This window comes from Algibacter sp. YIN40 (genome assembly GCF_057219435.1).
The window spans coordinates 1,330,655-1,356,368 of record NZ_JBXVVC010000001.1; the positions used below are offsets into that span (position 1 = coordinate 1,330,655).

Annotated in this window: 27 protein-coding genes; 15 read left to right on the top strand and 12 right to left on the bottom strand. The window is 31.3% G+C overall.

The window, feature by feature from the left end:
- Nucleotides 1-24: 24 nt before the first annotated feature.
- The 9 genes from AC2D6V_RS06125 to AC2D6V_RS06165 all read left to right on the top strand — a co-directional run bounded on the left by AC2D6V_RS06125 (nucleotide 25) and on the right by AC2D6V_RS06165 (nucleotide 7,361).
- Nucleotides 25-711 carry a glycerophosphodiester phosphodiesterase gene (locus AC2D6V_RS06125; RefSeq protein WP_484647176.1) on the top strand — a complete coding sequence of 229 codons (687 nt, stop codon included), beginning with the start codon at nucleotides 25-27 and terminating at the stop codon, nucleotides 709-711.
- Nucleotides 708-1,916, top strand: coding sequence for a BaiN/RdsA family NAD(P)/FAD-dependent oxidoreductase (locus tag AC2D6V_RS06130; protein WP_484647177.1), 1,209 nt, complete (start codon nucleotides 708-710; stop codon nucleotides 1,914-1,916). Before AC2D6V_RS06125 ends, AC2D6V_RS06130 begins: the two co-directional genes overlap by 4 nt.
- Nucleotides 1,917-1,918: 2 nt before the next feature.
- Complete coding sequence (locus AC2D6V_RS06135; protein ID WP_484647178.1) at nucleotides 1,919-2,446, top strand: DUF1697 domain-containing protein; 528 nt, start codon at nucleotides 1,919-1,921, stop codon at nucleotides 2,444-2,446.
- 5 nt (nucleotides 2,447-2,451) lie between these two features.
- Nucleotides 2,452-3,561: a diphosphomevalonate decarboxylase gene (locus AC2D6V_RS06140; RefSeq protein ID WP_484647179.1), complete on the top strand. Its 1,110-nt coding sequence runs from the start codon at nucleotides 2,452-2,454 to the stop codon at nucleotides 3,559-3,561.
- Between the two features lie 27 nt (nucleotides 3,562-3,588).
- A complete protein-coding gene (locus tag AC2D6V_RS06145) occupies nucleotides 3,589-4,518 on the top strand; it encodes a mevalonate kinase family protein (RefSeq protein ID WP_484647180.1) in 930 nt (309 codons plus the stop codon).
- A 54-nt stretch (nucleotides 4,519-4,572) separates the two neighbouring features.
- Nucleotides 4,573-5,475: a geranylgeranylglycerol-phosphate geranylgeranyltransferase gene (locus AC2D6V_RS06150; protein WP_484647181.1), complete on the top strand. Its 903-nt coding sequence runs from the start codon at nucleotides 4,573-4,575 to the stop codon at nucleotides 5,473-5,475.
- A 64-nt stretch (nucleotides 5,476-5,539) separates the two neighbouring features.
- Nucleotides 5,540-6,385: a pseudouridine synthase gene (locus AC2D6V_RS06155; RefSeq protein ID WP_484647182.1), complete on the top strand. Its 846-nt coding sequence runs from the start codon at nucleotides 5,540-5,542 to the stop codon at nucleotides 6,383-6,385.
- Between the two features lie 414 nt (nucleotides 6,386-6,799).
- On the top strand, nucleotides 6,800-7,120 hold the full coding sequence (locus tag AC2D6V_RS06160; RefSeq protein WP_484647183.1) for a hypothetical protein: 321 nt from the start codon (nucleotides 6,800-6,802) through the stop codon (nucleotides 7,118-7,120).
- Nucleotides 7,121-7,139: 19 nt separating this feature from the next.
- Nucleotides 7,140-7,361: a hypothetical protein gene (locus tag AC2D6V_RS06165; RefSeq protein ID WP_484647184.1), complete on the top strand. Its 222-nt coding sequence runs from the start codon at nucleotides 7,140-7,142 to the stop codon at nucleotides 7,359-7,361.
- Nucleotides 7,362-7,456: 95 nt separating this feature from the next.
- Here AC2D6V_RS06165 and AC2D6V_RS06170 read toward each other — a convergent pair whose 3' ends face one another.
- Nucleotides 7,457-8,908, bottom strand: a complete 1,452-nt coding sequence (locus AC2D6V_RS06170) for an MptA/MptB family glycosyltransferase (RefSeq protein WP_484647185.1) — start codon at nucleotides 8,906-8,908, stop codon at nucleotides 7,457-7,459.
- A 116-nt stretch (nucleotides 8,909-9,024) separates the two neighbouring features.
- Here AC2D6V_RS06170 and ggt point away from each other — a divergent pair, with 116 nt between their 5' ends.
- Nucleotides 9,025-10,713, top strand: coding sequence for a gamma-glutamyltransferase (gene ggt / locus AC2D6V_RS06175; RefSeq protein WP_484647186.1), 1,689 nt, complete (start codon nucleotides 9,025-9,027; stop codon nucleotides 10,711-10,713).
- A 23-nt stretch (nucleotides 10,714-10,736) separates the two neighbouring features.
- Here ggt and AC2D6V_RS06180 read toward each other — a convergent pair whose 3' ends face one another.
- Genes AC2D6V_RS06180 through AC2D6V_RS06200 form a run of 5 tightly spaced genes read right to left on the bottom strand, consistent with a single transcriptional unit; the run spans nucleotide 10,737 to nucleotide 16,300 of the window.
- Nucleotides 10,737-12,227: a cellulose synthase family protein gene (locus tag AC2D6V_RS06180; RefSeq protein ID WP_484647187.1), complete on the bottom strand. Its 1,491-nt coding sequence runs from the start codon at nucleotides 12,225-12,227 to the stop codon at nucleotides 10,737-10,739.
- Nucleotides 12,224-12,916: a glycosyltransferase family 2 protein gene (locus tag AC2D6V_RS06185; protein ID WP_484647188.1), complete on the bottom strand. Its 693-nt coding sequence runs from the start codon at nucleotides 12,914-12,916 to the stop codon at nucleotides 12,224-12,226. Before AC2D6V_RS06185 ends, AC2D6V_RS06180 begins: the two co-directional genes overlap by 4 nt.
- On the bottom strand, nucleotides 12,913-13,389 hold the full coding sequence (locus tag AC2D6V_RS06190) for a toxin-antitoxin system YwqK family antitoxin (protein ID WP_484647189.1): 477 nt from the start codon (nucleotides 13,387-13,389) through the stop codon (nucleotides 12,913-12,915). The genes AC2D6V_RS06185 and AC2D6V_RS06190 overlap by 4 nt, the downstream gene beginning before the upstream one ends.
- Nucleotides 13,389-14,990, bottom strand: a complete 1,602-nt coding sequence (locus AC2D6V_RS06195) for a 4Fe-4S binding protein (RefSeq protein ID WP_484647190.1) — start codon at nucleotides 14,988-14,990, stop codon at nucleotides 13,389-13,391. The genes AC2D6V_RS06190 and AC2D6V_RS06195 overlap by 1 nt, the downstream gene beginning before the upstream one ends.
- A gap of 11 nt (nucleotides 14,991-15,001) precedes the next feature.
- Nucleotides 15,002-16,300 carry an NAD(P)/FAD-dependent oxidoreductase gene (locus AC2D6V_RS06200; RefSeq protein WP_484647191.1) on the bottom strand — a complete coding sequence of 433 codons (1,299 nt, stop codon included), beginning with the start codon at nucleotides 16,298-16,300 and terminating at the stop codon, nucleotides 15,002-15,004.
- A 204-nt stretch (nucleotides 16,301-16,504) separates the two neighbouring features.
- Between AC2D6V_RS06200 and AC2D6V_RS06205 the strand changes: the two genes are divergently transcribed.
- The 5 genes from AC2D6V_RS06205 to AC2D6V_RS06225 all read left to right on the top strand — a co-directional run bounded on the left by AC2D6V_RS06205 (nucleotide 16,505) and on the right by AC2D6V_RS06225 (nucleotide 21,242).
- Nucleotides 16,505-17,218, top strand: a complete 714-nt coding sequence (locus tag AC2D6V_RS06205; RefSeq protein ID WP_484647192.1) for a DUF547 domain-containing protein — start codon at nucleotides 16,505-16,507, stop codon at nucleotides 17,216-17,218.
- A 71-nt stretch (nucleotides 17,219-17,289) separates the two neighbouring features.
- A complete protein-coding gene (locus AC2D6V_RS06210) occupies nucleotides 17,290-18,165 on the top strand; it encodes a transporter (protein ID WP_484647193.1) in 876 nt (291 codons plus the stop codon).
- A gap of 35 nt (nucleotides 18,166-18,200) precedes the next feature.
- The gene (locus tag AC2D6V_RS06215) at nucleotides 18,201-19,205 is read left to right on the top strand and encodes a glycoside hydrolase family 113 (protein ID WP_484647194.1); all 1,005 of its coding nucleotides are present in this window, start codon (nucleotides 18,201-18,203) and stop codon (nucleotides 19,203-19,205) included.
- On the top strand, nucleotides 19,202-20,464 hold the full coding sequence (locus AC2D6V_RS06220) for a BamA/TamA family outer membrane protein (protein ID WP_484647195.1): 1,263 nt from the start codon (nucleotides 19,202-19,204) through the stop codon (nucleotides 20,462-20,464). The genes AC2D6V_RS06215 and AC2D6V_RS06220 overlap by 4 nt, the downstream gene beginning before the upstream one ends.
- A 46-nt stretch (nucleotides 20,465-20,510) precedes the next feature.
- Entirely contained in the window at nucleotides 20,511-21,242 is a 732-nt protein-coding gene (locus tag AC2D6V_RS06225; RefSeq protein WP_484647196.1) for a metallophosphoesterase family protein, read from the top strand.
- Nucleotides 21,243-21,261: 19 nt separating this feature from the next.
- Here the strand turns inward: AC2D6V_RS06225 and AC2D6V_RS06230 are convergent, their stop codons facing one another.
- The 6 genes from AC2D6V_RS06230 to AC2D6V_RS06255 form a co-directional block, all read right to left on the bottom strand.
- Entirely contained in the window at nucleotides 21,262-21,828 is a 567-nt protein-coding gene (locus tag AC2D6V_RS06230; protein WP_484647197.1) for a YceI family protein, read from the bottom strand.
- A gap of 5 nt (nucleotides 21,829-21,833) precedes the next feature.
- On the bottom strand, nucleotides 21,834-22,322 hold the full coding sequence (locus AC2D6V_RS06235) for a hypothetical protein (RefSeq protein ID WP_484647198.1): 489 nt from the start codon (nucleotides 22,320-22,322) through the stop codon (nucleotides 21,834-21,836).
- A gap of 1 nt (nucleotide 22,323) precedes the next feature.
- Nucleotides 22,324-22,728: a hypothetical protein gene (locus tag AC2D6V_RS06240; RefSeq protein WP_484647199.1), complete on the bottom strand. Its 405-nt coding sequence runs from the start codon at nucleotides 22,726-22,728 to the stop codon at nucleotides 22,324-22,326.
- A gap of 120 nt (nucleotides 22,729-22,848) precedes the next feature.
- On the bottom strand, nucleotides 22,849-23,964 hold the full coding sequence (locus AC2D6V_RS06245) for a helix-turn-helix domain-containing protein (protein WP_484647200.1): 1,116 nt from the start codon (nucleotides 23,962-23,964) through the stop codon (nucleotides 22,849-22,851).
- A 24-nt stretch (nucleotides 23,965-23,988) separates the two neighbouring features.
- Nucleotides 23,989-24,780 (bottom strand): TIGR04283 family arsenosugar biosynthesis glycosyltransferase, encoded by a 792-nt coding sequence (locus AC2D6V_RS06250; RefSeq protein ID WP_484647201.1) that lies wholly within the window; start codon nucleotides 24,778-24,780, stop codon nucleotides 23,989-23,991.
- Complete coding sequence (locus AC2D6V_RS06255; RefSeq protein ID WP_484647202.1) at nucleotides 24,773-25,711, bottom strand: DUF547 domain-containing protein; 939 nt, start codon at nucleotides 25,709-25,711, stop codon at nucleotides 24,773-24,775. Before AC2D6V_RS06255 ends, AC2D6V_RS06250 begins: the two co-directional genes overlap by 8 nt.
- Between the last annotated feature and the right edge of the window lie 3 nt (nucleotides 25,712-25,714).

Here is a 25,714-nt window from a genome sequence, read left to right on the forward strand (position 1 = left end):
TATTTACTTTTTTATAATTCATAAATGAATTTACCTGTTTTAAAAATTGGCCACAGAGGCGTAAAAGGGCACGTTGCAGAGAACACTTTAGCATCCATAAAAAAAGCTTTACAATTAGGTGTTGATGGAATCGAGATTGATGTACATCGCTGTGCCTCAGGAGAATTGGTTGTTTTTCATGATTTTACTTTAGATAGAATGACTGATGGAACTGGAGAAATCTCAAAATTCACCTATAGAGAATTGAAGAAATTGAAGACTAAAGGGAATTATGAAATTCCCACTTTAGCACAAGTTTTAACTTTAGTTGAAAACAAATGTTTACTTAATGTTGAATTGAAAGGCCATGATACAGCAAAGGAAGCCGCTAGAATATTAACTTTTTATGTAGAAAAAAAAGGATGGGATTATAGTAATTTGCTAGTTTCTAGTTTTGAAAAAGATTTACTGGAAACGGTATATAGCATTAACAAGAACATACCACTTGGTGTGCTAACAGATAGTAGTATAGAACGCGCCGTTGCCTTTGCTAAAACAGTTAACGCCGTTGCTATTCATGCAAATTACACCATGCTTACAGCAGAAATTGTGGAAGAGCTAAAACAAAATTATAAGGTATTTGCTTTTACAGTTAATAATCTAAAACCATTAGCGCGAATTAAATCGTATGGCGTGGACGGTATTATCTCCGATTACCCGGATAGAATATGATTCGCAAAGATATCATCATTATTGGTGGTGGGGCAGCCGGTTTCTTTGCTGCAATTAATATCGCTGAACAAAATCCTAGTTTAAAAGTTGCGATTCTGGAACGCGGAAAAGAAGGATTAACTAAAGTAAAAATTTCCGGTGGCGGACGCTGTAATGTGACGCATGCCGAATTTATTCCACAAGATTTAATTTTGAATTATCCGAGGGGCGAAAAAGAATTGTTAGGTCCTTTTCATCAATTCATGACAGGTGATACCATTGAATGGTTTGAAAAGCGAGGTATTGCATTGAAGATTGAAGATGATGGTAGAATGTTTCCTGTTTCTAATTCATCTCAAACCATTATTGATTGTTTTTTAAGTGAAGCTGAAAAATACAGAGTTGAAGTATTGTACAATCATTCCGTAAAAACGATTGAGAAACCAGATAGCGTTTTTAAAATTGAAACAACACAAGGTGATTTCGCTTCTGAGAAACTTTTGGTAGCCACCGGAAGTAATCCTAAAATCTGGAATATATTGGAACATTTAGGGCATACTATTTCTCAACCCGTTCCTTCTTTGTTTACATTTAATATTCAAGATAATCGAATTAAAGATATCCCTGGAGTTGTAGCTAAAAATATTGAAGTTAAAGTTCTAAACACCAATTTATGGAGCGAAGGACCGCTTCTAATTACGCATTGGGGTATGAGTGCGCCATCAATTTTAAAACTGTCAGCATTTGGAGCTTTGGAATTTGCAAAAAGAGATTATAAATTTCGAATAGAAATCAATTTTATCAAGCAGTCCTTTGAAGACTGTATGGAAAGTTTAAAAGCATTAAAACAAGATTTAGCTAAAAAAACGGTTTATAAATCTACACAATTCGATTTACCGAAAAGACTTTGGCATAAGATGGTTTTAGCAGCTAATATGAATGAAGACACAAGATGGGCTGATTTAAATAAATCTCAACTAGAAAATTTAGCTAATCAACTTACCCAAGCCGTTTTTGACGTGGATGGAAAGAGTACTTTTAAGGAAGAGTTTGTTACTGCCGGAGGCGTAAATCTTAAAGAGGTTAATTTTAAAACTTTTGAAAGTAAGAAAATTGAAAACTTATATTTTGCAGGCGAAGTTTTAAATATTGATGCCGTTACAGGAGGGTTTAATTTTCAAAATGCTTGGACAGGTGCTTATATTGCAGCTAAAAATATTTGTTGATAATGAAAACATACATTGCACTTCTAAGAGGAATTAACGTTAGTGGACACAAAAAAATACCAATGGCAGAACTTCGTGAAGTATTGGCCAAAGTTGGATTAAAAAATGTTCAGACTTACATTCAAAGTGGGAATGTAATATTCAAATCTTCCCAGAGTGATAAATTACAATCTAAAATTCATAATGCAATCAAATCTCATTTTGGTTTTGAAGTTCCTGTTCTAGTTAAAACGCCTTTTGAATTACAGCAAATTTTTGATAACTCTCCGTTTCCAGAAGAAAGTAAAATAAATAGTTATTTTATGATGTTGTATTCACCAGCAAATAAGGTTTTAGTGGGCGAGGTGTCTAAACTTACCTGTTCAAACGAAGAATTTAAAATAACGGATAATTGTATTTATTTTTATTGTTCGATAGGTTATGGAAAAGCCAAACTTGGTAATAATTTTTTCGAAAGAAAATTAAAAGTTACCGCAACCGCAAGGAACTATAAAACAATGCTAAAGTTACTATCTTTGTCGGCAGAATAATTAGTATGATAGAAAAAGATTTTATACCAAATCCTTATGGACAATCTATTGAAGATGGAAGTTTCACTTGGTCTTCGCCAAGTAATATCGCCTTAGTTAAATATTGGGGTAAAAAGGAAAATCAAATCCCAGAGAATCCATCATTAAGCTTTACTCTTAACAATTGCAAAACTACAACGACTGTTAGTTTTTCTAAAAAAGCGTTAAATACAGATTTTTCGTTTGAGGTTTTTTTAGACGGACAATTAAAAGCCGATTTTAAGCCAAAGATTTTAACTTTCTTTAAGCGAATTAAAACCTATTTGCCTTTTTTAAAAGACTATCATTTTAAAATAGAAACATCCAATACGTTTCCTCATAGTTCAGGAATAGCTTCTTCAGCTTCAGGGATGAGTGCTTTGGCATTATGTTTAATGAGCATTGAAAATGAGTTAATTAATTCTAGTGTCATTCCGAGCGCAGTCGAGGAATCTTATAATAAAGATTTCTTCATAAAAAAAGCTTCATTTTTAGCAAGATTAGGTTCTGGTAGTGCATGTAGAAGTTTGGAAGGAGATTTAGTAGTTTGGGGAAAGCACAATGCATTAGAAGGTAGTTCAGATTTATTTGGAGTTAAATACCCTTATGAAATACATAATAATTTCAAAAATTATCAGGATACAATTTTATTAGTAGACAAAGGAGAAAAACAAGTGAGTAGCAGTGTTGGTCACAATTTAATGCATGGGCATCCGTACGCAAAAAAACGTTTTAAACAGGCAAATAAAAACCTTTCAGATCTTTTATCTATTCTTAAAAATGGCAATTTTGACGCTTTTATAAAACTGGTTGAAAGTGAAGCATTAACTTTACACGCCATGATGATGACTAGTATGCCTTATTTTATTTTAATGAAACCAAAAACGTTAGAAATAATTAATAAAATTTGGTCTTATAGAGAGAAAACAGACTCAAAGCTTTGTTTTACATTGGATGCGGGAGCAAATGTGCATGTGCTTTATCCAGAAAGTGAAACGAAGACATGTCTAGAATTCATTCAAAATGAATTAGTTGCATATTGCCAAAATGGACAGTATATTTGTGACAGAATTGGTTTTGGAGCAAAACATTTGTAACTTTATATTCCAAATCATAATTGCTAAATGAAAGGACCACTTTTTTATTCAAAAATATTACTCTTCGGGGAGTATGGTATTATCAAAGATTCCAAGGGTTTATCAATTCCTTATAACTTTTATAATGGTGCTTTGAAATTAGATGAAGGTTCTTCTGACCGCGTTAAACAATCTAATGAAAGCTTAAAGGAATTTTCACGACATTTATTGAATATCGATTCAAGTTTGGTAGAGTTTGACAATAGACAACTTTCAATAGATGTTAAAAAAGGCATGTACTTTGATTCATCTATACCTCAAGGATATGGAGTTGGAAGTAGTGGTGCTTTAGTCGCAGCTATTTATGATAAGTATGCAAAAGATAAAATTACAGTTTTAGAAAATTTGACTAGAGAAAAACTTTTAAAATTGAAAAGTATTTTTTCTGCAATGGAATCATTTTTTCATGGTAAATCTTCTGGTCTAGACCCTTTAAATAGTTATTTGAGTATTCCAATTCTTATTAATTCTAAGGATAACATAGAAGCTACGGGTATTCCATCTCAGAATATAGAAGGAAAGAACGCTGTGTTTTTATTAGATAGTGGTATTATTGGCGAAACAGCACCAATGGTTGGTCTTTTTATGGAAAACATGAAGCAAGAAGGGTTTCGTAATATGTTGAAAGACCAGTTTATAAAACATACCGATGCTTGCGTTGAAGATTTTTTAAAGGGCAACATAAAATCGTTGTTTAAAAACACAAAGCAATTGTCTAAAATCGTACTAAGTCATTTTAAACCTATGATTCCAAAACAGTTTCATGAACTTTGGAAAAAAGGATTAGATACTAACGAGTATTACTTGAAACTTTGTGGTTCTGGTGGTGGCGGTTATATTTTAGGTTTTACCGAGGATATAGATAGAGCGAAACTAGCGCTTAAAGATTATAAATTAGAAGTCGTTTACAACTTTTAATCTTCATTTTATTCATTCTGAACTAATTTCAGGTTCTGATCAAAATTATTTTTTATGTTAAGCAGAAGACAAAAGCATATTCTACTTAAGTTTTTTAGTATGTTTTCTGTGGTTCGGGGATACAACATCTTAATAATTGTACTAGCTCAATATCTTACCTCTATTTATATTTTGGCGCATGATAAGCCCTTGAGGGAAGTTCTATTTGATGTTAATTTATTTATGATTGTACTTGCATCTTCAGCAACCATTGCGGGTGGTTATATTATCAATAATTTTTATGATTCAGAAAAGGATTTAATTAATAGACCAATTAAATCGAGGTTAGATAAATTAGTTAGCCAGAATACAAAATTATCATTTTATTTTGTGCTTAACTTTGCTGCAGTAGTAATGGCAAGTTATGTATCCTTCAGAGCTGTTATGTTTTTTTCGTGCTACATATTTGGGATATGGTTTTATTCGCATAAACTAAAGCGCTTACCTTTTATTGGTAACTTAACTTCCGCTATTTTAACCATTACACCATTTTTTGCCATTTTTATGTACTACAAGAATTTCGAGACGGTTATTTTTGTTCATGCAGTATTTTTATTTCTTATGATTTCTATGCGAGAACTAACTAAAGATTTAGAAAATATAAAAGGAGATTTAACACTTGGTTATAAAACAATTCCTGTTGTTTATGGTGAAAAGGTTTCTAAAATCATGCTAACAGTGTTATTAATTCTAACATTTATACCAACGTATTTACTTCTTTTTAATTTTGTGATAGGATATATGTTTATATATTTCTATTTCTGCATTGCATTGTTGTTTGTTTTTCTTTTTGTTTTATGGAAATCTAATACAAAAACATACTATTTAATTCTTCATAATATATTAAAATTCATTATTGTTGCTGGTGTTTTCTGTATCGTTCTTATAAATGTTGATTTGGTGCTAAATAGAATTTAACAAAATTGTTATTCAAAATCGCCAATCGTAATTTTAACTATATCTTTGCAGCAAAATTAGAGTTATGAGTAAGCAACAAGGTGGACAGAGAAAAGGAAAAACTTCAGTTGGAGGTAATAAAGGTACTTTCAAAAAAAGTTTTGTGAAAGGGAAGGCTCCATTTAAAAAGAATGATGGTCAACAAAACAAAAAACCATCTAATCCTAATGAGATTAGACTGAATAAATATGTCGCTAATTCGGGCATGTGTTCACGTCGAGAAGCCGATGTACATATTGCCACAGGGTTAGTTTCTGTAAACGGAAAAGTGATTACAGAAATGGGTTTCAAAGTAAAACATGGAGACGAAGTGCGATATGATGGTGCTAGAATCAATCCTGAAAAGAAAGCTTATGTGTTACTTAATAAGCCAAAAGGGTTTGCTACAACGACCAGTGAAGGTAAGGGGAGGACAGTGATGGATTTAGTCTCTAATGCAACATCATCCAGAATAAAACCTATTGGACGCTTAGGAAGGAATTCTAAAGGTTTATTGTTATTTACAAACGATGATACCATTGTAGATAAATTTACAAACTCTAAAAATGGAGTTGCTCGCTTATTTCATATAGAATTAAATAAAAATTTAAGGTTAGAAGATTTGAAAAAGATTCAAGAAGGCTTTAAAGTAGAAGGAAAATTAATTAGTGTCGAAGAAATTAGTTATATCGATGGTTCGAGTAAAAAAGAAGTAGGCTTAAAAATTAAGAATACTGGAAACACAATCATTCGTACCATATTCGATTATTTAAAGTATGAAATAGAAAATTTAGATTGTGTAGCTATCGGACATCTTACTAAAAAAGATATTCCTCGTGGTAGTTGGAAACATCTTACGGAGCAGGAGTTAAACACGCTTAAGATGCTTTAGTTGTTTTTTTTCAAAAATGTCTTGCGTATTTAAAAATAGAGTACATTTGATACATATTAGCTGAACAAATTGAAACCTGTTTCTGTGTTCGGGCTTTTGAAAATTAGGAAGTCATATTCAAAAGCAGCTTACCGATTAAGCGACCGAATTTTAAAGCTAACTTCCATTTCTTCTGCATATATAGTTCTCTATGTGTGTGTTCCTGCAATTCAAAATCAATTACGTATTTGAGTATTTATTTTTTATAGATTTAACATCTAGTTAATCTACAAAATTCATCTTTAATTTTTATTAAATGAATGACTTCAAATTAAAAATTATTAAATTTAAATATTAAAAATAATTATGATAAGCTGGTATCGCTAATTTATCCATTGATTAGTAAAAGAGCTGAGCTATCAAACAATTGTATCTATGCATAATAAAAAAGATAATTTAAAACGTGTCATTGTCGATTTTAAGAAATTAACCCCTGAGATTCTCGCATTATTAGTAGAAAAGTACCCGGATGGGTATGATGATGACCACATTATTTCTTTTAGAAACTTAAATAATGAAATTATTGAAGCTGTTGAAGTTACTACTTATGATACTAAATATTTAGTAAAAGTAAGTACTAAATTAGAAGTTACTATGGAAAATTTTGATGAAGACGATTACGAAGATTTTGATAATGATGATCCAGAAGCAGTACAAGATCCAGATATAGTAGATCAAGACACAGAAGAAGATTAACAAATTAATAGTATAAATTATGAGAACAGCCGCTTTTAAATCGCACAAAAACGGTTATTACAATTTTTGGTTTGAGAATGGAGAAGAATTGGCATTTGAAGAAGTTCATCCTCGCGTTTTAAAACAGTATGATTTAAAAAACGATAAAAGTTTAGTCGACAAGGATTTTAGAATCACTTTTGTTGAAGATGGCGATGACGATAATCCAATTTACCGAGTAGAAAGTTTAAAACCAATTTGATTTTTTTTGGTGGAATCATTTATCAGCGAAATTAGAATTGAATTTAGTTCAATTTATCTTATTTTCATATTGAAAAGTATTAAGTATATCAAAATTTACGAGGCTTCCGATAATTTGGGAGCCTTTTTTATAAACACTTCCCAAATAAACACAACATAAACAATTGCATACTCTAAAGTAATAATCCACAAATTTTCAGATTTATCAGCCTTGTCAACATTTATATAAGCTAAATAGCTAAGAATAATTACAAAGCTCCATACTAGTGGGAATTTATATTTTGTGAAAACCGATAAAATTAAGAGTGTTGCTATATACCAAGGGTGCACAGTAGTTGCTGTAAAATAGTAGAATGATAAAGCAAATAACATCGCAGTTATAAGTTCGACAGTCGTTTTGTTTTTCCTAAAAAAACTTAATATTAAAACGAATAGAATGACAATAATTGATGTTGCTTTACCAATAACAGCAATTTCATTATAACCTCTAAAAGTGTATCCAACTTCTCTTACTATATAATAAATACTGCCATTAAATTCAAAATTTTGAAACCATAATGCAACAGTTTGTGTGTAATTATTTACGAATTCAGAAGAATAAAACGGGGCAAATAATAATAGGGTTGTAATACCTGTAATAAAGTAGAAGGGTATTAATCTTGTCATACCTGCCAAAGGAGGAATCTTCTTTTTGTTCTTTACGCTATGCTGTCCCGAATGTTTTCGGGATTGTTTCAGTACCTCAAGCTCCTTTGTCTTAACAAACCTTTGATAAAACAAAGGCAGAAATATTAAGGGTATAAGTTTAACGGAAATTGACAGAGCTAATATAATCGCAGCCATTTTCCATTTTCCCAAATGAAGTAAATATAAACTCCAAATTAAAAAGAAAATCATAACACCCTCAAAGTGCAAATTCCCTGTAAGCTCAATAATGATAAACGGATTTAATAGATACCAAAAGATGTTATGAGCGGGCATATTAAGTTTTTGGAGTAGTTTTTTACCAAAATAAAGCGTTCCAAAATCGGCAGCAATAATAATAAGTCTTAAACCAATAACAGAACTCAATATGCTGTTGCCTGGAAAAAAATTAGCAAGCACAAAACACAATTGATTTAATGGAGGGTAATTGGTGAAATGACTCGCATTAAGAGCTCCCATACCATTACGTAATTCTTGCGCTTGTACTACTGGAAATATGTCCTTAGAAATAAAAGATTCAACCGTGTATAAATAAGGATTAAAACCTTCTAAAATCATTCTGCCATCCCAGATAAAGCGATAAAAATCTTGAGATAAGTTTGGTATGGCCAAAATAAAAACTGCTCGAAATCCAAAAGCTAAAAAGGCGAGTAATTTTAAATTATACTTTAATATTTGTATTAGTTTATAGAATAAAAAGAACAGGGCTACATAGAGCATAATTAACTTTAAATAATCTGTGCGCACCAAATCATAAGCAAAAGAGAAATAGAATAGAAAACTAGAAAACACTAATATAATAGGTGTTCTGTTTAGTTTTAAAAAAGTAGAATTCAAAAACATGTTTCAAATATAGTGTTATTTGTTTGTTGTGTTTCTTAATAAATACTTACTTGATAATCTTAAATAAAACGAGTAAATTCGTTAAGCCTCGTTCTAATCAATTAAAATTCCATTTTATGAAAAAGTATAAGTTAGTTTTGTTTTTATTCTTTTTAATTTTATTGTGTAATGCTCAAGATAGAATTACAGGAGAACTTTGGTCTACTCGATCTGAAATTATTGCGCAAAATGCTATGGTAGCGTCAAGTCACCCATTAGCCACCCAAGTAGGTTTAGATATCTTAAAAAAAGGAGGTAATGCCATTGATGCCGCTATTGCAGCTAATGCTACATTGGGTTTAATGGAACCTGTTGGCTGCGGTATAGGCGGTGATTTGTTTGTAATTCTTTGGGATGCTAAAACCAAAAAATTATATGGACTTAATGCAAGTGGGCGTTCGCCAAAGGACTTAACATTAGAATATTTTGAGAAGAAAGGTCTAACAAAAATTCCATCTTATGGGCCATTGCCTGTTAGTGTTCCAGGAGCAGTAGATGGCTGGTTTGAACTACATAATAAATTTGGGTCATTACCTATGACCGATATTTTGGAACCAGCAATTCAATATGCCGAAAATGGATTCCCTTTAACTGAACTTATAGGATATTATTTTGGTTTAAGTGTAAAAAGATTTAGAGCAAATAATTATCCAAATATCGAGGACAATTATATGATTGATGGACAAATACCACAAGAAGGAGAAATTTTTAAAAACCCATATTTAGCAAATACATATCGTAAAATAGCAAATGAAGGAAGGGATGTATTTTATAAAGGAGAAGTAGCAAAAACTATTGCAGATTTTATAAAGAGCCAAGGAGGTTTTTTATCTATGGAAGATTTAAAAAATCATAAAAGCGAATGGGTAGACCCTGTTTCCATTAATTATAGAGGGTATGATGTTTGGGAACTTCCTCCAAATGGACAAGGTATAGCTGCTTTGCAAATGCTTAAAATTCTTGAGGGATATGATTTTTCTAAAATAGAATTTGGAAGTGCTGAACATCTTCATTTGTTTACAGAAGCAAAAAAATTGGCGTTTGAAGATCGCGCAAAATATTATGCCGATATGGATTTTGCAAAAGTACCAGTTGAGAAACTAATTTCAGATGATTATGCAAATGAAAGACGAAAATTAATTACTGATAAAGCATCTAAGTATAAAGCTGGCGAAATAAGTGCAGGTGAAACTATTTATTTAACGACTGCCGATAAAGAAGGTAATATGGTTTCTTTTATACAAAGTAATTACCGTGGAATGGGATCTGGAATGGCACCTCCAAAGTTGGGTTTCATGCTTCAGAATAGAGGAGAACTATTTAATTTAAAACGCGGTTATTTTAATACTTACGAACCAGGTAAGCGACCTTTCCACACAATAATTCCTGCATTTGTAACCAAAGATGATGAGCCGTTTTTAAGCTTTGGTGTTATGGGCGGCGATTTTCAACCAATGGGGCATACCCAAATAATTATGAATATTGTTGATTTTGGTATGAATATTCAAGAGGCTGGTGACGCTCCACGTTGGGACCATTCAGGAACATCGAAGCCAACAGGAGAATCAGCAGAGGGTACTGGAACCATCCATATAGAATCTAGAATACCTTATAAAACGGTAAGAGGTTTAATGCAGAAGCGACATAAAGTTGGATTTGGGTTAGGAGGTTATGGTGGTTACCAAGCTATTCTATGGGATGCTAAAAACAAAGTATATAGAGGTGCTTCTGAGAGTAGAAAAGATGGACAGGCAGCTGGTTATTAAATAGAGTAGTGAATTATAATTCCTTAAACTTTTGATGCCAAAGATTTAAAAAAGACATAGCCAAAACCAGCAAAGAGCATTAAATGAAAAGGAAAGAGTCCAAAATCACCTCCTTGATTCCCTACAATAAACGCACTATACATTCCAAAACCAAAATAGAGTGTAAGTAAGCCTTCGAAAATAACATGAACAGAAACAGTCTTTTTCATGTATTTATTGTTTTTCCAATTGTCTTTATATTTATTGATATTGAATTTTGGTGTTCTAACAAATTCACTTTTTTTACCCCAATGGCCTTCTAAAACAGCTATAGAATTATGAAGAGAAAAGCCCATGGCAATTGAGAAAAATACAAAAAACATCCCAATATATTTTATAAAATTTTTAATGCCACCTCCGTAAATATTCTTGTACATAAACCAGTAGCATATAAAAAATATTATACTACTTACTACAAAAAAGCTCATGACGTAAAAGTATGGCTTCAAGTGTTCGTATTCATTTTTAATGTAGAGCATAGGAATACTAAAAACACCTACAATAAGTACGTTTAAAAACATGGTGCTATTTAGTAAATGTAATATGCCATGTACTTTGGTTTTAGTAGAAATATTTTGACTGTTTACTACGCGGCCAAGCATTTTTCTAAAATTTTCAGCACCTCCTTTATTCCATCTAAATTGTTGTGAACGAGCGGCACTAATGACTATAGGGAGTTCGGCTGGAGTTTCAACATCTTCTAAGTATTTGAATTTCCAATTCTTTAGTTGTGCACGATAACTTAAATCTAAATCCTCAGTAAGTGTGTCACCTTCCCAGTTTCCAGCATCTATAATACATTCTTTACGCCATAAACCAGCAGTTCCATTAAAATTTATAAAATGTCCTTTGCTATTTCTTCCCGTTTGCTCTAAAGTGAAATGAGCGTCTAGCGCAAAAGCCTGTATTCTAGTAAGGATTGAATAATTACGGTTAATATGTCCCCAACGGGTTTGGACAACACCAATGGCTTCATCCTTAAAATAAGGGACGGTTTGTTTTAACCAATTTTTTTTTGGAAGAAAATCGGAATCAAAAATGGCAACAATTTCACCTTTGGCTATTTTTAATCCTTCCTTTAAAGCTCCTGCTTTAAAACCAGTACGATTAGTTCTTGTAATATGCGTAATATCTAATCCAGTAGCTTGGAGGTTTTCAACATGTTTGCGAGTACTTTCAATTGTTTCATCTGTAGAATCATCAAGCACTTGAATCTCAAGTTTATCTTTTGGATACTCAATTTTAGAAATGTTGTCTAACAAACGTTCCATAACATACATCTCATTATACACTGGAAGCTGTATAGTTATATATGGTGTTTCTTCTGGATTATTTAAATCAAATTTTGGGCAATTGTCTTTATTTTTTTTTGAAGACAGATAATTAAACAACAAATTTAATTGTGCCAGTGCATACATGAAAATGAGTACAAGTGCAATGGAATAAATAACTATAACTGTTGTTTCTAAAATCATTGTTTAATGCTGTATTTAAAAATCCAACCTAAAATTTTAACGCCTGCAAATATAGCACCTTTTATTGTACCAGACACTTTTGAAACACCAATTCTATTTCTGTAATTTACTGGTATTTCGGTATATGTAAGTTTTTGCTTAAGTGCTTTTAATTGCATTTCTACAGTCCAACCATAGGTCTTGTCTTGCATGTTAAGAGCGAGTAATTTTTGGTATTTAATTGCTCTAAATGGTCCAAGATCAGTAAATTTCGCTCCAAAAAATAATTTCATTAAGCTAGTCGCTAACCAATTGCCATATATTTGAGGTTTGGTCATAGAACCTACTTCTCTCAGTCGTTTGACCCTTGAGCCAATTACAAAATCAATATTTTCATTAATTATAGGCGCGACAATTTTGGTTAATTCTTCAGGGTAGTCGCTATAATCTCCATCAAGGAATACAAGGATATCTGGTTTCTCATGTTGATTAGCGATATAATCCATTCCTTTTAAACACGCATATCCGTAACCTTTGTTTGTTTCAACTAAAACGGTGGCTCCTGCTTTTTTTGCATTTGCTTCAGTATCGTCGGTAGAATTATTGCTAACAACAATTATTTCATCTATGGTATTAGGAATATCATTTATAACATTGGTTATAGAATCGGCTTCGTTATATGCAGGAATGATGACTTTTATTTTGGTCATTGAAGGTCGCTAAGGTTATTTTCTTTTTTAAATGAAGCAAAGTTAGTCCATTCTTTTAATTTTTTACCTGCTTTAAATTTTGAAGCTGCTATTAGCTTTTCATTTTTATACATAAGACAATAACCATTCTTTTGGTTATACTCAAGTTGGCATTTATGATTTATTTTTTCCATATCATCATAAAAAAGCCACCAACCTGATTTAAAGCCTTTATCAAAATGCCCTTCTTTTACAATAAATCCATTTGTATTATAAAACTTCCAATATTTAGATGCTTTATTTTCTGAAAAATGACCTTCTTTTTTTAGGTTACCGTTTGCATAATAGAATCTCCAAAACTTTATTTTTTTACTATTTTCAATCCAACCTTCAGATTGAATGTTTCCGTTTTCAAAATACGTTCTTTGGTATTCTTTTCCCGCGAAAGCATTAAAAGTAGTAAGGAATATAATTAGGCTAAAAAGATGTCTCATTATTTATTATTTACTAAATCCATTAAATCAACATCATTTCCTAGTAGTACTTCTGTCGGATTGATGCGACCTTCCATACTATCATTCTCAAGCTTTAAAACACCTCTTGGGCAAACAGCAGAACAAACACCACAACCTACGCAACTGGAACGCACAATATTTTCTCCTTTTTGAGCATAAGAACGCACATCGATACCCATTTCGCAGTATGTAGAACAATTTCCACAGGAAATACATTGTCCGCCATTTGTAGTGATTCTAAATTTTGAGAACATGCGTTGTTGAAACCCTAAGATAGCTGCCATGGGACAACCAAAGCGACACCAAACACGATTACCTAATATTGGATAAAACCCTGTTCCTACAACTCCAGAGAATATAGAGCCTATATATAATCCATAAGCAGAACGAAGACTACTTGATTTTATTAAAAATATTTTATCTGTTGTTCCTGTGTAAAACATTAAAAATAGTGCAGCAATAATTACAAAATAGCCAATAGCCCCGTACTTTGCATCTTTGCCAAGTTCATTACGTTTAAAAAGCATAACAACAGCAAAAATTAGCGTGAGCAAAATCCCAACACTTAGCAGAAATGAGCCGCGAGTTAACCAGTATTTGTTTGGGTCACTTCCTAAATAGGTGTATATCATAGCTGTTGTCATAATAACCGAGAACACTAATACTGTATGAATTAGCCAGCGTTCGAGCTTCCAAGCAGATAATTTTTTACTACTTAATTGCCTAAAAGGGTCTCCAGCGGTTTCGGCTAAGCCGCCACAACCACAAACCCAAGAACAATACCATCGTTTACCATATTTATAAGTTAAAATTGGAGATACTACAAAGATGGATAATACCCCAAAAAGAAGCATAATTAAGCCTAAGGATCCAGATGATAATAATCCATTAATAGACCAGCTATCAAAAAGATAATAGTTTAACGGCCACATGCTTTTTAAATCGTAATAAGGTAAATTATAGGCAGAACTTTCATTTAGTCTAGCCATAAATTCTGGAATTAAAAAAGCAAAGCCTAATTGAAAAAACATAACAGATACAGTTCTTAATTGTTGGTATCGATTATGGCGATATTTAAGCATAAACTTATAGCCAAAAACTAAAATTGCCACTGTGTAAAGAGTTCCGTAAACAAACCATTGACTTGCAGGCCTCCCACTTAGTAAATTACTTAAAGGGTCGAATAATGAAATAAGTCCAGAATTAGCACTGCCATCTGCGGCTTGACCTAAATACTGCGGGTAAAAATATAGCAATATATAAAATCCAGTGAGTACGACACCTGAAATCCAACCCAATAATCCACGTGATGATATTGATTTAAACCATGTTCCATCATTTTTAATGCCCTCAAGTTTTGTTAAATATAGATCTCTTGTAAATACAATAGTTCCAACAGAAATTAGTCCTAACGCTAATGATAAGAACATTCCTTTATTAGGGAAGTTTGTATTAAAAAGCGCTAGGGTTAAAATGAAAAGACCTATGGTGCCAATCAAAAGAGCAATTCTTTGTTTGGTTGATAAATCGTTTGCTTCAGGCTTTGCTAAAGACATACTATGATTTATTTGATTACTCATTTTATATGTTGTTATACTGTTTGTAATTTGTTTTTATATGCAGATAATATGTCAGTTTCGTATGTTTTATAAAATTCTGGATCAAAATTAGCCTCGGATAAATGATCCATAACATAATTAATATCACGTTTCTCAGTAAGCCATTTATTGAACACCTCATGACGCATCCGAATTCCGAAGGTATTAATACCTAAAAATTTGTTGCTATTTGTGTCATAGCAAATAGTGATGCATTTGGTGTCATCTTCATGTTTCCAATGAAAATGAACGTCATTTTCTCTAGGCTTGGAAAACACCCATCCATAAGTTTGATATTCTATATCTAAAAATTTAGCGGAGTTAAACCAATGCCCTGGATTATATTGAATTCTATTACCGCAGATGGTCTGTGCTAGAGTTTCGCCCATCATACGGCCAGTATACCAAACAGCTTCAATAGGTCTACGTCCATTTATTCCTTCGTGCTGTTCTGCACAGTCACCAATGGCATACACATCTGGAATATTAGTTTCTAAGTACCGGTTTACTTTTATACCACGACCTGTTTCAATCTCAGAATCTTTAATAAAATTAATATTAGGTGAAACACCAGCAGTTAATCCAACCACATCACAAGCTAGTTCTTCCCCAGTTTCAGTGATAATAACCGACTTTGCTTTACCATTTTCATCTGCTTTTATTTCCTTAAGATTCATGCCTAAGCGCAAATCGATATGATGATTTTTTATATGACGATTTATCATTTCGCTTTCACCTTCAGGTAAGACCCCATTCCAAAAACTATTTTCACGAACTAAAAATGTTACAGGAATATTTCTTGAATTAAGCATTTCAGCAAGTTCAATTCCTATTAAACCCCCACCTACAATGACCGCTCTTTTGCAAACTTTGTTGTTAGGTGCGTGCTTTTCAAGGTTATCTAAATCTTGCTTATGGTACATGCCCATAACGCCTTCTAAATCTTGTCCAGGCCAACCAAATTTGTTTGGTTTACTGCCTGTGGCGATAATAAGTTTATCGTATTGCAATTCATCACCCTTAGCAAAATGAAGCGTTTTGTTATTTGTATCAACCCTTTTTACATATCCTTTTTTAAGATTAATTCTATTTTTTTCCCAAAACCAATTTTCATAAGGTTGCGTGTGTTCAAATTTCATATGCCCCATGTAGATATACATCAGAGCCGTGCGAGAGAAGAAATAATCGGTTTCTGCGGAAACAATGGTGATTTTTTTATCGGAAAGCTTCCGTATATGTCTAGCAGCTGTAACGCCAGAAATTCCATTGCCAATAATAACGATGTGTTCCATAATTTGGTTGTTATGTGGTATTAGGTCGCAGCTAAAGGTAAGAACTTATATCGAACAGTTTAATTTAGAATAGGTTTAAATTGTATGCATGTGTAAGGAATAGATGTTTTATAAGACGAGTGTTTTTTTTGACCTTATGTAAGTTAGCTAACACTTCTTTCGACATAAGTGCAGTTACTTTGCAACAGATAAATTTATTAAGAAATGAAAACAAGACTCATATTGGTATTAATAACCTTAATTACAGTTAAGGGGTTTTCACAAGATTTAAACTCATTTTTCACAAAAGCAGATTCATTTTTTAAAACATATGTGTCTCAAGGTTTGGTTGCTTATGATGATATTCATTCTAATCCTGAAAAATTGAATACCATTTTAAAAGCAGCCGAAGGTATTTCAGTTTCAAAAGATGATGCTCAAGAGTATCAAGCGTTTTGGATTAACGCTTATAATTTATCTGTAATAAAAGGCATTGTAGATATTTATCCAACAAATTCTCCGCTAGATAGCAAAGGCTTTTTTGATAAAACGACTTATAATTTAGCAGGAAAGAATATTACTTTAAATGATATTGAGCATAAACTTTTAAGAGGTCAGTTTAAAGATGCGCGTTTTCACTTTGTTTTAGTCTGTGGAGCTGTGGGTTGTCCGCCATTAATAAATAAAGCCTATTTACCAAATACTTTAGAAACCCAATTAGAAAATCAGACTAAATTAGCTTTAAATGGTTCTTTTTTAAAAGTAAATACTAAAAAGAAACGCGTGCAAGCTTCTCAAATTATGGAGTGGTATAAAGAAGATTTTACTATGAACGGAAAATCAGAAATAGACTTTATAAATCAATATAGAACAGAAAAATTAGAAGGCAAATATAAATTAAGCTACTTCCCATATAATTGGAAAGTAAATAAACAGTAATCATATAAATAACAAACTAAATTAAAGTAATAGATTTCCACCTTCGTTGAAATGAAAAACAAAATCAAATTATGAAAAAATTAATCGCAATATTCGTATTAATAGCCATATCATATTCTGGATTTTCGCAAGAAGACACAGAATCAACACCTCAAAAAAGTAATGTACAAACTTACACGCCTTCAAAACTTTTAAAGAAAGGGCAGTGGGATATTAAATGGTTTAATAATTTGTTTACACAAACAAAAAGTGCCGATAGTAATGGTGATATAACCAAAAATTTAGATAGAGAAACTTATTTTACTTCTAGCATTGACATTTTTACTGGTGTTTCTGAAAACAGTAAAGTTAATGTTGGTTTATTAGGAGAAATAAGATCTAATGTAATTGGAGATCGCAGTGCACTAGATGTGTTTTCTTTTGATGGAGAACCAGGGACAGCGCGTTCAGGTCTAACTTCTATTGCTCCGGTAATTAAATTTAATCCACTTAAAAATGTAAGCAATTTTACAGTTCAAACGGCCTTTCATATTCCTTTAATTGATAATGAAAGTGAGAATGGCGTCTTTTTAGATCAAACGGCTTATACATTTCAGAATCGTTTTTTCTATGATTATACTTTGCCAAGTGGAAATTGGCAATTATTCACGGAGTTGAATACAGAGTATAATTTTGGTGACGATTCCAGTTTTGCTGATAAAACATTTGTGTTGGCACCAGGCGTATTTATGAGTTATTTTCCAAGTGATAAATCTACTATTTTAGGGTTTGTTCAACACCAACAACGTTTTGGAGATTTTGATCAAGACTTTACTGCTTTAGGTTTTGGAGGAAAGTACCAATTAACTAAAACTTTGAACTTAGAAGCACTTTATAGCAGTTTTGTTAGAGGCTCTAATTCTGGGATAGGACAATCATTTAACATAGGTTTAAGAGCATTATTTTAATGGTTTATAGTAAATTAGAGACTTAAATATGTTTTATGAAATCATTTAAGACCCTAATTTTTTTATCAATACTAAGTGTACAGTCGTGTAAAACTCAAACTAGTAAAATTAATGGAGTAAGTTTTGTTGCCTCTAGCGAGCGAGTAAATGAAACTCATATTAACCCAGTTATTAATGTAAATGCTAACTATGCAGCGGTTATGCCATTTGGGTTTATAAAAAACTTAGCGCATCCAGAAGTAATTCATAATACAGATAGACAGTGGTTTGGTGAAACGAAAGCGGGTGCTGAACAATATATTACAGAGCTTAGAAAGAAGCAGATTAAAGTCATGATTAAACCTCAAATTTGGGTTTGGCGAGGTGAGTTTACAGGATTTATTGAGATGAAAAATGAAGCCGATTGGAAGGCTTTAGAAGATTCCTATTCAAGTTTTATTTTAGAATATGCAGATTTAGCTAATCAGGTTAAAGCTGAACTTTTTTGTATTGGTACCGAGCTAGAAAAGTTTATTGAAAATAGACCTGAATTTTGGAGTTCTTTAATAAAAAAAATAAAGGCAAAATACAAAGGAAAACTAACCTATGCCGCCAATTGGGATGAATTTAAACGAACTCCGTTTTGGAGTGATTTAGATTATATAGGAATTGATGCTTATTTTCCAGTTAGTGAGAATAAATCTCCAACTGTTGCAGAATGCTTAAAAGGATGGAAAAAACATAAACAAGTGGTTAAAGACCTTTCTCTTCAAAATGACAAACCTGTTTTATTTACTGAATATGGGTATAGAAGTGTTGATTATTCAGGAAAAACACCATGGGTTAGTGATAGAAGTATGAATCAAGTAAATCTAGACGCACAAACAAATACTACAAAGGCTTTGTATCAAACTTTTTGGGAAGAAGAATGGTTTGCAGGTGGTTTTATTTGGAAATGGTTTCATAAACATGATGAGGTAGGAGGAAAGAATAATTTTATGTTTACACCTCAAAACAAACCTGTTGAAGCGGTTATCAGGCAACAATATGGATCACAGTGAAAAAACTAGAATTTCTTTCAATTTTTATATTGGGGTTCATGTCTATGAACGCTCAAGACTATGTGGTTCACGATTTAAAAATTCAAGGGAATAAAAGGTTAAAGTCTTCGTTCGTAAAAAAAATAGCATCTATTAAATCTGGTAATGTACTAGATTCTTTGATAATGGAACAGGATATGAAGTTACTAAAACGCTTACCATCAATATCGCACGCCTATTATCAGGTGTTTTCATCAGAAGGGGGCCAATATAACGTGTTTTATAATATTGAAGAGAATTTTACTCTTATTCCTTCAGCTAATATTTATACTACAGATAATGATGAATTTGCTTATCGGTTAGGACTGTATGAGTTTAACTTTTTAGGCAGAAATATTGCTTTAGGGGGCTTTTATCAAAAAGATATCTACGCTTCCTATGCGCTAAATTTTAGAGCACCATTTTTATTTTCAAAAAATTGGGGATTAGCAGTAAACTACCAAGATTTAACAACGCAAGAACCTGTATTTTTTGATAATACAACGGCTAATTATAAATATAATAATGAGTCTTTGGAAGTATTAGGGTTATACAGATTAAACTTTAATAACAGATTTGAATTTGGAATAAATTACTTTGTTGAAGATTATAGATATAAATCGGGAGCAACTAATCCTGATGTGCCTCAAGAGTTGAATGTACATAAATGGCTTGCAAAAGGGATTTACGAATATAACAATCTAGATTATTTTTATCAATATGTTTCTGGTTTTCGAAGTGTTGCTAATTTTCAATATGTCACATCAACGAATAGTATGCTTCCAGATTTTTTTATTGGTTGGAACGATTTTTTCTATTTCAACCGCGTTGGTGGAAAAGGCAATTGGGCTAGTAGATTACGATTAGGGCTATCTACAAATGACAATACCCCATTTGCTCCTTTTTCTGTGGATAATAATTTAAATATTAGAGGGGTTGGAAATACTATTGATAGAGGTACTGGAGCCATTGTTTTAAATACTGAATACAGACATACATTTTATGAAAAAAACTGGTTTGTGCTTCAAGGCAATGCTTTTATTGATGCAGGATCGTGGCGTAACCCAGGTGGTGATTTCGGAGATTTTAGTAATATGGATAATGTAAAGGTTTATCCAGGTTTGGGATTGCGCTTTATTCATAAAAAAATATATAATGCTATTTTTAGAATAGACTATGGTTATGGTTTAACTAAAGATGCTAGTAAAGGTTTTGTATTTGGTATTGGACAGTATTTTTAATTTCATAAACTATATTAAATAGTTATTTTTGCTCGAAAATTAATTCATGAGAACTTTTGCAATTGGAGATATTCACGGTGGTTTAAAAGCCTTGATTATAGTTTTAAATAAAGTTGAGGTTAGAGACGAGGATATCTTAATTTTTGTTGGTGATTACGTAGACGGTTGGAGTGAATCTGCTCAAGTAATTCAGTTTTTAATCGACCTTTCTCAAAAGATTACTTGTGTTTTTATAAAAGGAAATCATGATGTTTGGTGTGAAGAATGGTTAAGAAGTGGTGACGTTAACCCAACCTGGTATATGCATGGAGGAAAAGAAACGATTGAGAGTTATGAAGGGTTATCTGAAAATGATAAAAAAGTACATTTAAACTTTTTTGAAAATATGCCTTTGTATTATTTAGATGATAAGAATCGTTTGTTTTTGCATGCTGGATTTACTTCTATGCATGGTGTAGAAAAGGAAGTGTTCGAAACTACCTTTTATTTTGATAGAACACTTTGGGAAATGGCTTTGACAATGGATAGACAGATTGAAAGGGATTCTGTTATTTATCCAAGTAGATTAAAACATTATAAAGAAATTTATATCGGTCATACACCAACAATTAACTTTAAAGTTGATGTCCCAATGAATGCTGTTAATGTTTGGAATATTGATACAGGAGCAGCTTTTACCGGAAAACTTTCAGTAGTTAATGTTGATACTAAAGAAGTTTTTCAAAGCGATAATTTACCTGACTTATATCCAAACGAAATGGGTAGAAATAAACACTAATTAAAAAACACTACATTTTTTAATTTATTGGTAACTTAAAAACTAATTCTCCATTCAGCTGGAAATTATCAGCTATTGCATTCTCTTTCATTTTCTTAAAGAAACTTGGAGAGTTAAATTTCATACCATAATCGGTTCGGTTTAATTCACATTCAAAAGACATAATTTTTTTATTAATTAAAACGCTAATTATCTCCTCTTTGGTAATACCATTTATTGTCATTTTACCAAGTAATATGGCTTTATTATCTACTATTTTTATAGGTTCATAAATTTCAAAAAATGCTTCTGGAAAAGTATTAACTTCAAAAAAGTCTTTACCACGTAAATGTTTAGTTAAATCTTTGTTTTCATGGTTAAGACTTTTCATATTAATAATAATTTTTAAATAGGTAATAGTGTTATCTGCAATTTTTATAAAACCAGCCTTAGCTTTTAATGTTCCTGTTAAACTATAACTACTAAATGCGGCTTTTCCTGTCCAAGTTAAGTTGCTTTCTTTACCAATTAGGTCTAATTTTTGTGCAGTTATTTTTAAGCTTGAAAAAGTAAGGATTAGAATTATAATCATTTTTAAAGTTCTCATTAGTTTTAATTTAAAAGATTATTAGTTGTATTTAATTTTTTATAACCACAAACGGTTTCTCCATTTTTGGTTTCACCAATAAAATACCATAAAGCCCAACCACCAAACATTCTACCGTCTGTTCGCCAATTATTCGCCCATATATAGGGTTGGCCTTGCAATAGTTTTTGTTTTTTAGTATTAAACAATTTATCGAGTTCTTTTAAAGGATAAATTTTTCGAAGGTTCCATGTATCGTTATAATATATATATGCGCCATATTCGGTAATTGTTATTGCACTTTCTTTACAAAGAATTCCTGTTGCGTGTTTCCAATAATAAGTATCCCCAATTTTAATAGGGTCATTTTCTTCAGGAAATTGAATAACATCAATAGCCTTTCTTAGTTTTTGTAATTTTTCGGGTAACGGTTTATTTGTAGGGTTACCATAATTGGTTTGAGACCAAGAATATGATGTAAATAATACTAATAATAATGTGATTATAGTTTTCATTTTAGTGCATTTTTTTTGCTACCCAAACTGAAAGAAAATCTTTTTTTAAAGAATGAGTAGAACCATAAAGTTTTCCGTTTTCTAAAAAAAATGAGGTATTATAGTTTCCACTATTATCTCCAGATACTAAAGCGACATAAATTTTACCGGATTGAATATTTGTTCTTCCTTCAGTTATTCTAACACCTTCTCTATAGAAAATACCTTCAACTAAATTATTAGCGATTTTTTCTATTTTCATAATGGCAAACTTGGAATCTGACTCATTTTCAGGAGTCAGATCAAGTTCCCAAGAGCCAATAAGTTGATTTAAATCTAATGATTTTTCTTGTGCGTATCCTAAATGAGTAATTAGTAGTAATGCTGTAAATAATAGCATTGCTTTTAATAGATCATTTCTTTTCATAACAATTTTGTTTTATAATTTTTAACAAATATGTAAATGAAAAGTAATAAAATCGTCTCAATTTTAAATTTGAGACTTGTTTTTTGAGAGTTTTAAGTTTCAATTAAAAAAATGAAACTTTTAAAATATTGATTTCAAGTGTTTTGGAGATTTTCCAGTGAGCTTAGTTACCGCTCGATTAAAAGATGCTTTTGAATTAAAACCAACTTCAAAAGCAAGGCTTAATAAGGTGTAGTTTTGATTTTCTGGATTTTTTAAAAGTAGTTTTAGCTCTTCAATTCGGTATTCATTAATAAAATCATTGAAATTTTTTTCAAAAATTATATTTAAACATTTAGTAGTTAGATAAGGCTTTTCATTAAGTTCTTTAGAGAGACTTGCTAGTGTAATATCTGAGTTTTTAAATACTTTTTCTTGTTGCATTAATTGCTTTAATTTTTCAGATATATTTTCTAATTGTTCTTTTTCTTTTGGATCTAAAATAGTTTTAAGTTTTATAATTGAGTTGTTTTTTTTGTTGAAACCTTCAATCCCTAACCAATAAGATATTAGTGCCATACCAGCAAATAAAACAATGTGATATGAACGATTAAATGAATAGTCAAAGAATAAAAAATCTATGGTTACATCTGCGATAATTAGAAAAGAATATATTTTCATAACCTTTAAAACACGTTTAATCCATTTAGCTTTTTCGGTTATGATATTGTATGAATCTTGATTTGTTCGATTCAATAATTTTTCTGATTTCGAAATATAAAAAATAATTAAAATAGCACTTATTATGTATTGTGTAGGCCATTGCATCCAAACTACATAACCCCAATACCCAAGCCATGATAAGCTTTCGCGTGTACCATCCCAATAAAAATTTTGTGATTTTATAAAGTTGCTCCAAACAAATTCAATAGCAACTGGAACGAAATGAATCCAATCTTTTTTGAAATTTAATTTAAAATTAGGTGTAGCATAAGCTTTAACAAAAAAATATATTAGTGCTCCGTATATCCAATTGTATTCTAATAAAATATGATAAAAGAAATCATAATAACCAATACCAAAAAGCTTTAATATCTCTACAATAAGTCTGTATGAAAAGAAAAAAAGAATAGTTGCTAAAAAATTATTTGCAATACTATTTTGGCCCTTATTTCGCCATAAAATTATACCATAAATAATACCTTGAATAGCTCCAATTGAAAGAAGAATAACTAATAAAAGTTCAAGAGGTTTCATTTGCATAAAGATAGCTAAGATACTTTATGACGCAATATACTTCTTATAATATTGGTTGAGTTCTCCTGGCGAAGCACCAAAAAACTTTTTTAAATGAATTGTCCAATAATGATACTGTAATTTTAAAACACCATTTTTTTGATAGCATCTTGGGGAAGTTATAAGCCATTTTTGAATAACAATAAATTGATTTAATTTAAAAAGCTTTGAGATAAAATCATTGTCTTCGTAGATATCGAAATTTTCATCGAAGCCACCAATATTATTAAAAAGAGATTGAGTTATATAAAGGCTTTGGTCTCCACCTCGACAAAATTTAAAAGGTAATTGCGTCAACCATCCTGACAATTTTAACCATAAATTATTGCTATTAAATTTCATTCTAAAACAACCTGCTTGATTGCCTTTTTCAATTTCATTTATAATTAATTTATCGAAGCTTTTTGGCGGAAATGAATCGGCATGTAAAAAATAGAGAATACCTCCTTTTGAAAAATTGGCGCCTAAATTCATTTGTTTAGCACGTCCTTTTTCTGAAGTTATAAGTTTAATCTTTGTTTTTGAAATTTGTTTTTCTGGAATGCTATTTTGTAAAATGCTATTATCGATATAATGATATGCTTCTTTTATGGGGTTCAGGTTAAAATTCGAAAAAGCAGTAACAATTTCTCGAGTTTTATCTTTGCTACCGCCGTCAACAACTATAATTTCAGAAATGTTTTGTGTTGACGAATTTACTTGTAAGTGCTCTAGTAGTTTACCTATATAAACTTCTTCATTTAAAACAGGTATAACAATAGAAATTTGTTTATTCATTTAAATCCCAGTTGTAATCCATGTACCGCTTTTTTGCATTAGGTAATATTTTAATATCTGAATATTGATTTAAAAAGTCTATTAAGCTACCTTCTTGTTTAAAATCTTTGGCAAACCACTGAAATATTTTAGATAATTTTAAGTTGCTTGCAGATATTTCATTACGTTTTGAATCATTTAAGAATTCTTTGGTGGCAGATGTAAGTTGTTTTTCTAAGTTAACGGAAGTAAAGGCTTCGTTCTGTAATTTAGGGCAAGAAAATGAAGCACAAACTATAGCAAAATGAATTCTGGACTCATCCATTTTTCGTAAAATTTGATGCTCTATATCATTAAGATTATACCATTTATCACCAAACTTCCAAAGACGTTGATCCCAAGGGTTTTTAATATCTTTAATACTATTTACAGGATAATTTCTTAATATTAAATCGATTGTCAAGGCGTTGTAGGCGTTAATCCAAAAAGCTAATTTATCCTCTTTAGTCCATTTATCAGCAGGAATTGTTTTGCCTAAATATGATATGTAATTTTGCAGGTCTAATTGTCCATTTTTTAAGTCTTGATAATTTACTATTCCTGCATTTGAAACATATGTTTTAAGTAATTTATTAAAACTATCATGATTAGGTTTTTTTATTGATCCCTTTATAGGTTGAGTAGCATAATCTATAATTAGAGTATTATTAATTTCAGATTTTGAAACTATTAGATTTGGTTCTTCAACTATAGGGTCTTTTATTTTTTCTACTTCTTTGGGAAGTATAGGTGGTGTTGGAGGTTCTTGGATTGGAGGTGTTTCAACAACATCTGATACTTCTGTTGTAACAGTATTTTTATTAGTTGTTTCTGTGGCATTTTCAACAACTGTTTTTGTGCTGCAGCAAGCACTTATAAAACAGAATAAAAAGATGAGCAGAAAGTATTTCATAAT

Coding starts and splice junctions, on each gene's coding strand:
- AC2D6V_RS06125 (WP_484647176.1), top strand. CDS start 25: ATGAATTTACCTGTTTTAAAAATTGGCCACAGAGGCGTAAAAGGGCAC.
- AC2D6V_RS06185 (WP_484647188.1), bottom strand. CDS start 12,916: ATGACCAAAATAAAAGTCATCATTCCTGCATATAACGAAGCCGATTCT.
- AC2D6V_RS06230 (WP_484647197.1), bottom strand. CDS start 21,828: ATGAGAACTTTAAAAATGATTATAATTCTAATCCTTACTTTTTCAAGC.
- AC2D6V_RS06215 (WP_484647194.1), top strand. CDS start 18,201: ATGAAATCATTTAAGACCCTAATTTTTTTATCAATACTAAGTGTACAG.
- ggt (WP_484647186.1), top strand. CDS start 9,025: ATGAAAAAGTATAAGTTAGTTTTGTTTTTATTCTTTTTAATTTTATTG.
- AC2D6V_RS06160 (WP_484647183.1), top strand. CDS start 6,800: ATGCATAATAAAAAAGATAATTTAAAACGTGTCATTGTCGATTTTAAG.
- AC2D6V_RS06180 (WP_484647187.1), bottom strand. CDS start 12,227: ATGATTTTAGAAACAACAGTTATAGTTATTTATTCCATTGCACTTGTA.
- AC2D6V_RS06195 (WP_484647190.1), bottom strand. CDS start 14,990: ATGAGTAATCAAATAAATCATAGTATGTCTTTAGCAAAGCCTGAAGCA.
- AC2D6V_RS06150 (WP_484647181.1), top strand. CDS start 4,573: ATGTTAAGCAGAAGACAAAAGCATATTCTACTTAAGTTTTTTAGTATG.
- AC2D6V_RS06170 (WP_484647185.1), bottom strand. CDS start 8,908: ATGTTTTTGAATTCTACTTTTTTAAAACTAAACAGAACACCTATTATA.
- AC2D6V_RS06190 (WP_484647189.1), bottom strand. CDS start 13,389: ATGAGACATCTTTTTAGCCTAATTATATTCCTTACTACTTTTAATGCT.
- AC2D6V_RS06255 (WP_484647202.1), bottom strand. CDS start 25,711: ATGAAATACTTTCTGCTCATCTTTTTATTCTGTTTTATAAGTGCTTGC.
- AC2D6V_RS06235 (WP_484647198.1), bottom strand. CDS start 22,322: ATGAAAACTATAATCACATTATTATTAGTATTATTTACATCATATTCT.
- AC2D6V_RS06210 (WP_484647193.1), top strand. CDS start 17,290: ATGAAAAAATTAATCGCAATATTCGTATTAATAGCCATATCATATTCT.
- AC2D6V_RS06165 (WP_484647184.1), top strand. CDS start 7,140: ATGAGAACAGCCGCTTTTAAATCGCACAAAAACGGTTATTACAATTTT.
- AC2D6V_RS06145 (WP_484647180.1), top strand. CDS start 3,589: ATGAAAGGACCACTTTTTTATTCAAAAATATTACTCTTCGGGGAGTAT.
- AC2D6V_RS06250 (WP_484647201.1), bottom strand. CDS start 24,780: ATGAATAAACAAATTTCTATTGTTATACCTGTTTTAAATGAAGAAGTT.
- AC2D6V_RS06245 (WP_484647200.1), bottom strand. CDS start 23,964: ATGAAACCTCTTGAACTTTTATTAGTTATTCTTCTTTCAATTGGAGCT.
- AC2D6V_RS06135 (WP_484647178.1), top strand. CDS start 1,919: ATGAAAACATACATTGCACTTCTAAGAGGAATTAACGTTAGTGGACAC.
- AC2D6V_RS06200 (WP_484647191.1), bottom strand. CDS start 16,300: ATGGAACACATCGTTATTATTGGCAATGGAATTTCTGGCGTTACAGCT.
- AC2D6V_RS06155 (WP_484647182.1), top strand. CDS start 5,540: ATGAGTAAGCAACAAGGTGGACAGAGAAAAGGAAAAACTTCAGTTGGA.
- AC2D6V_RS06205 (WP_484647192.1), top strand. CDS start 16,505: ATGAAAACAAGACTCATATTGGTATTAATAACCTTAATTACAGTTAAG.
- AC2D6V_RS06140 (WP_484647179.1), top strand. CDS start 2,452: ATGATAGAAAAAGATTTTATACCAAATCCTTATGGACAATCTATTGAA.
- AC2D6V_RS06225 (WP_484647196.1), top strand. CDS start 20,511: ATGAGAACTTTTGCAATTGGAGATATTCACGGTGGTTTAAAAGCCTTG.
- AC2D6V_RS06240 (WP_484647199.1), bottom strand. CDS start 22,728: ATGAAAAGAAATGATCTATTAAAAGCAATGCTATTATTTACAGCATTA.
- AC2D6V_RS06130 (WP_484647177.1), top strand. CDS start 708: ATGATTCGCAAAGATATCATCATTATTGGTGGTGGGGCAGCCGGTTTC.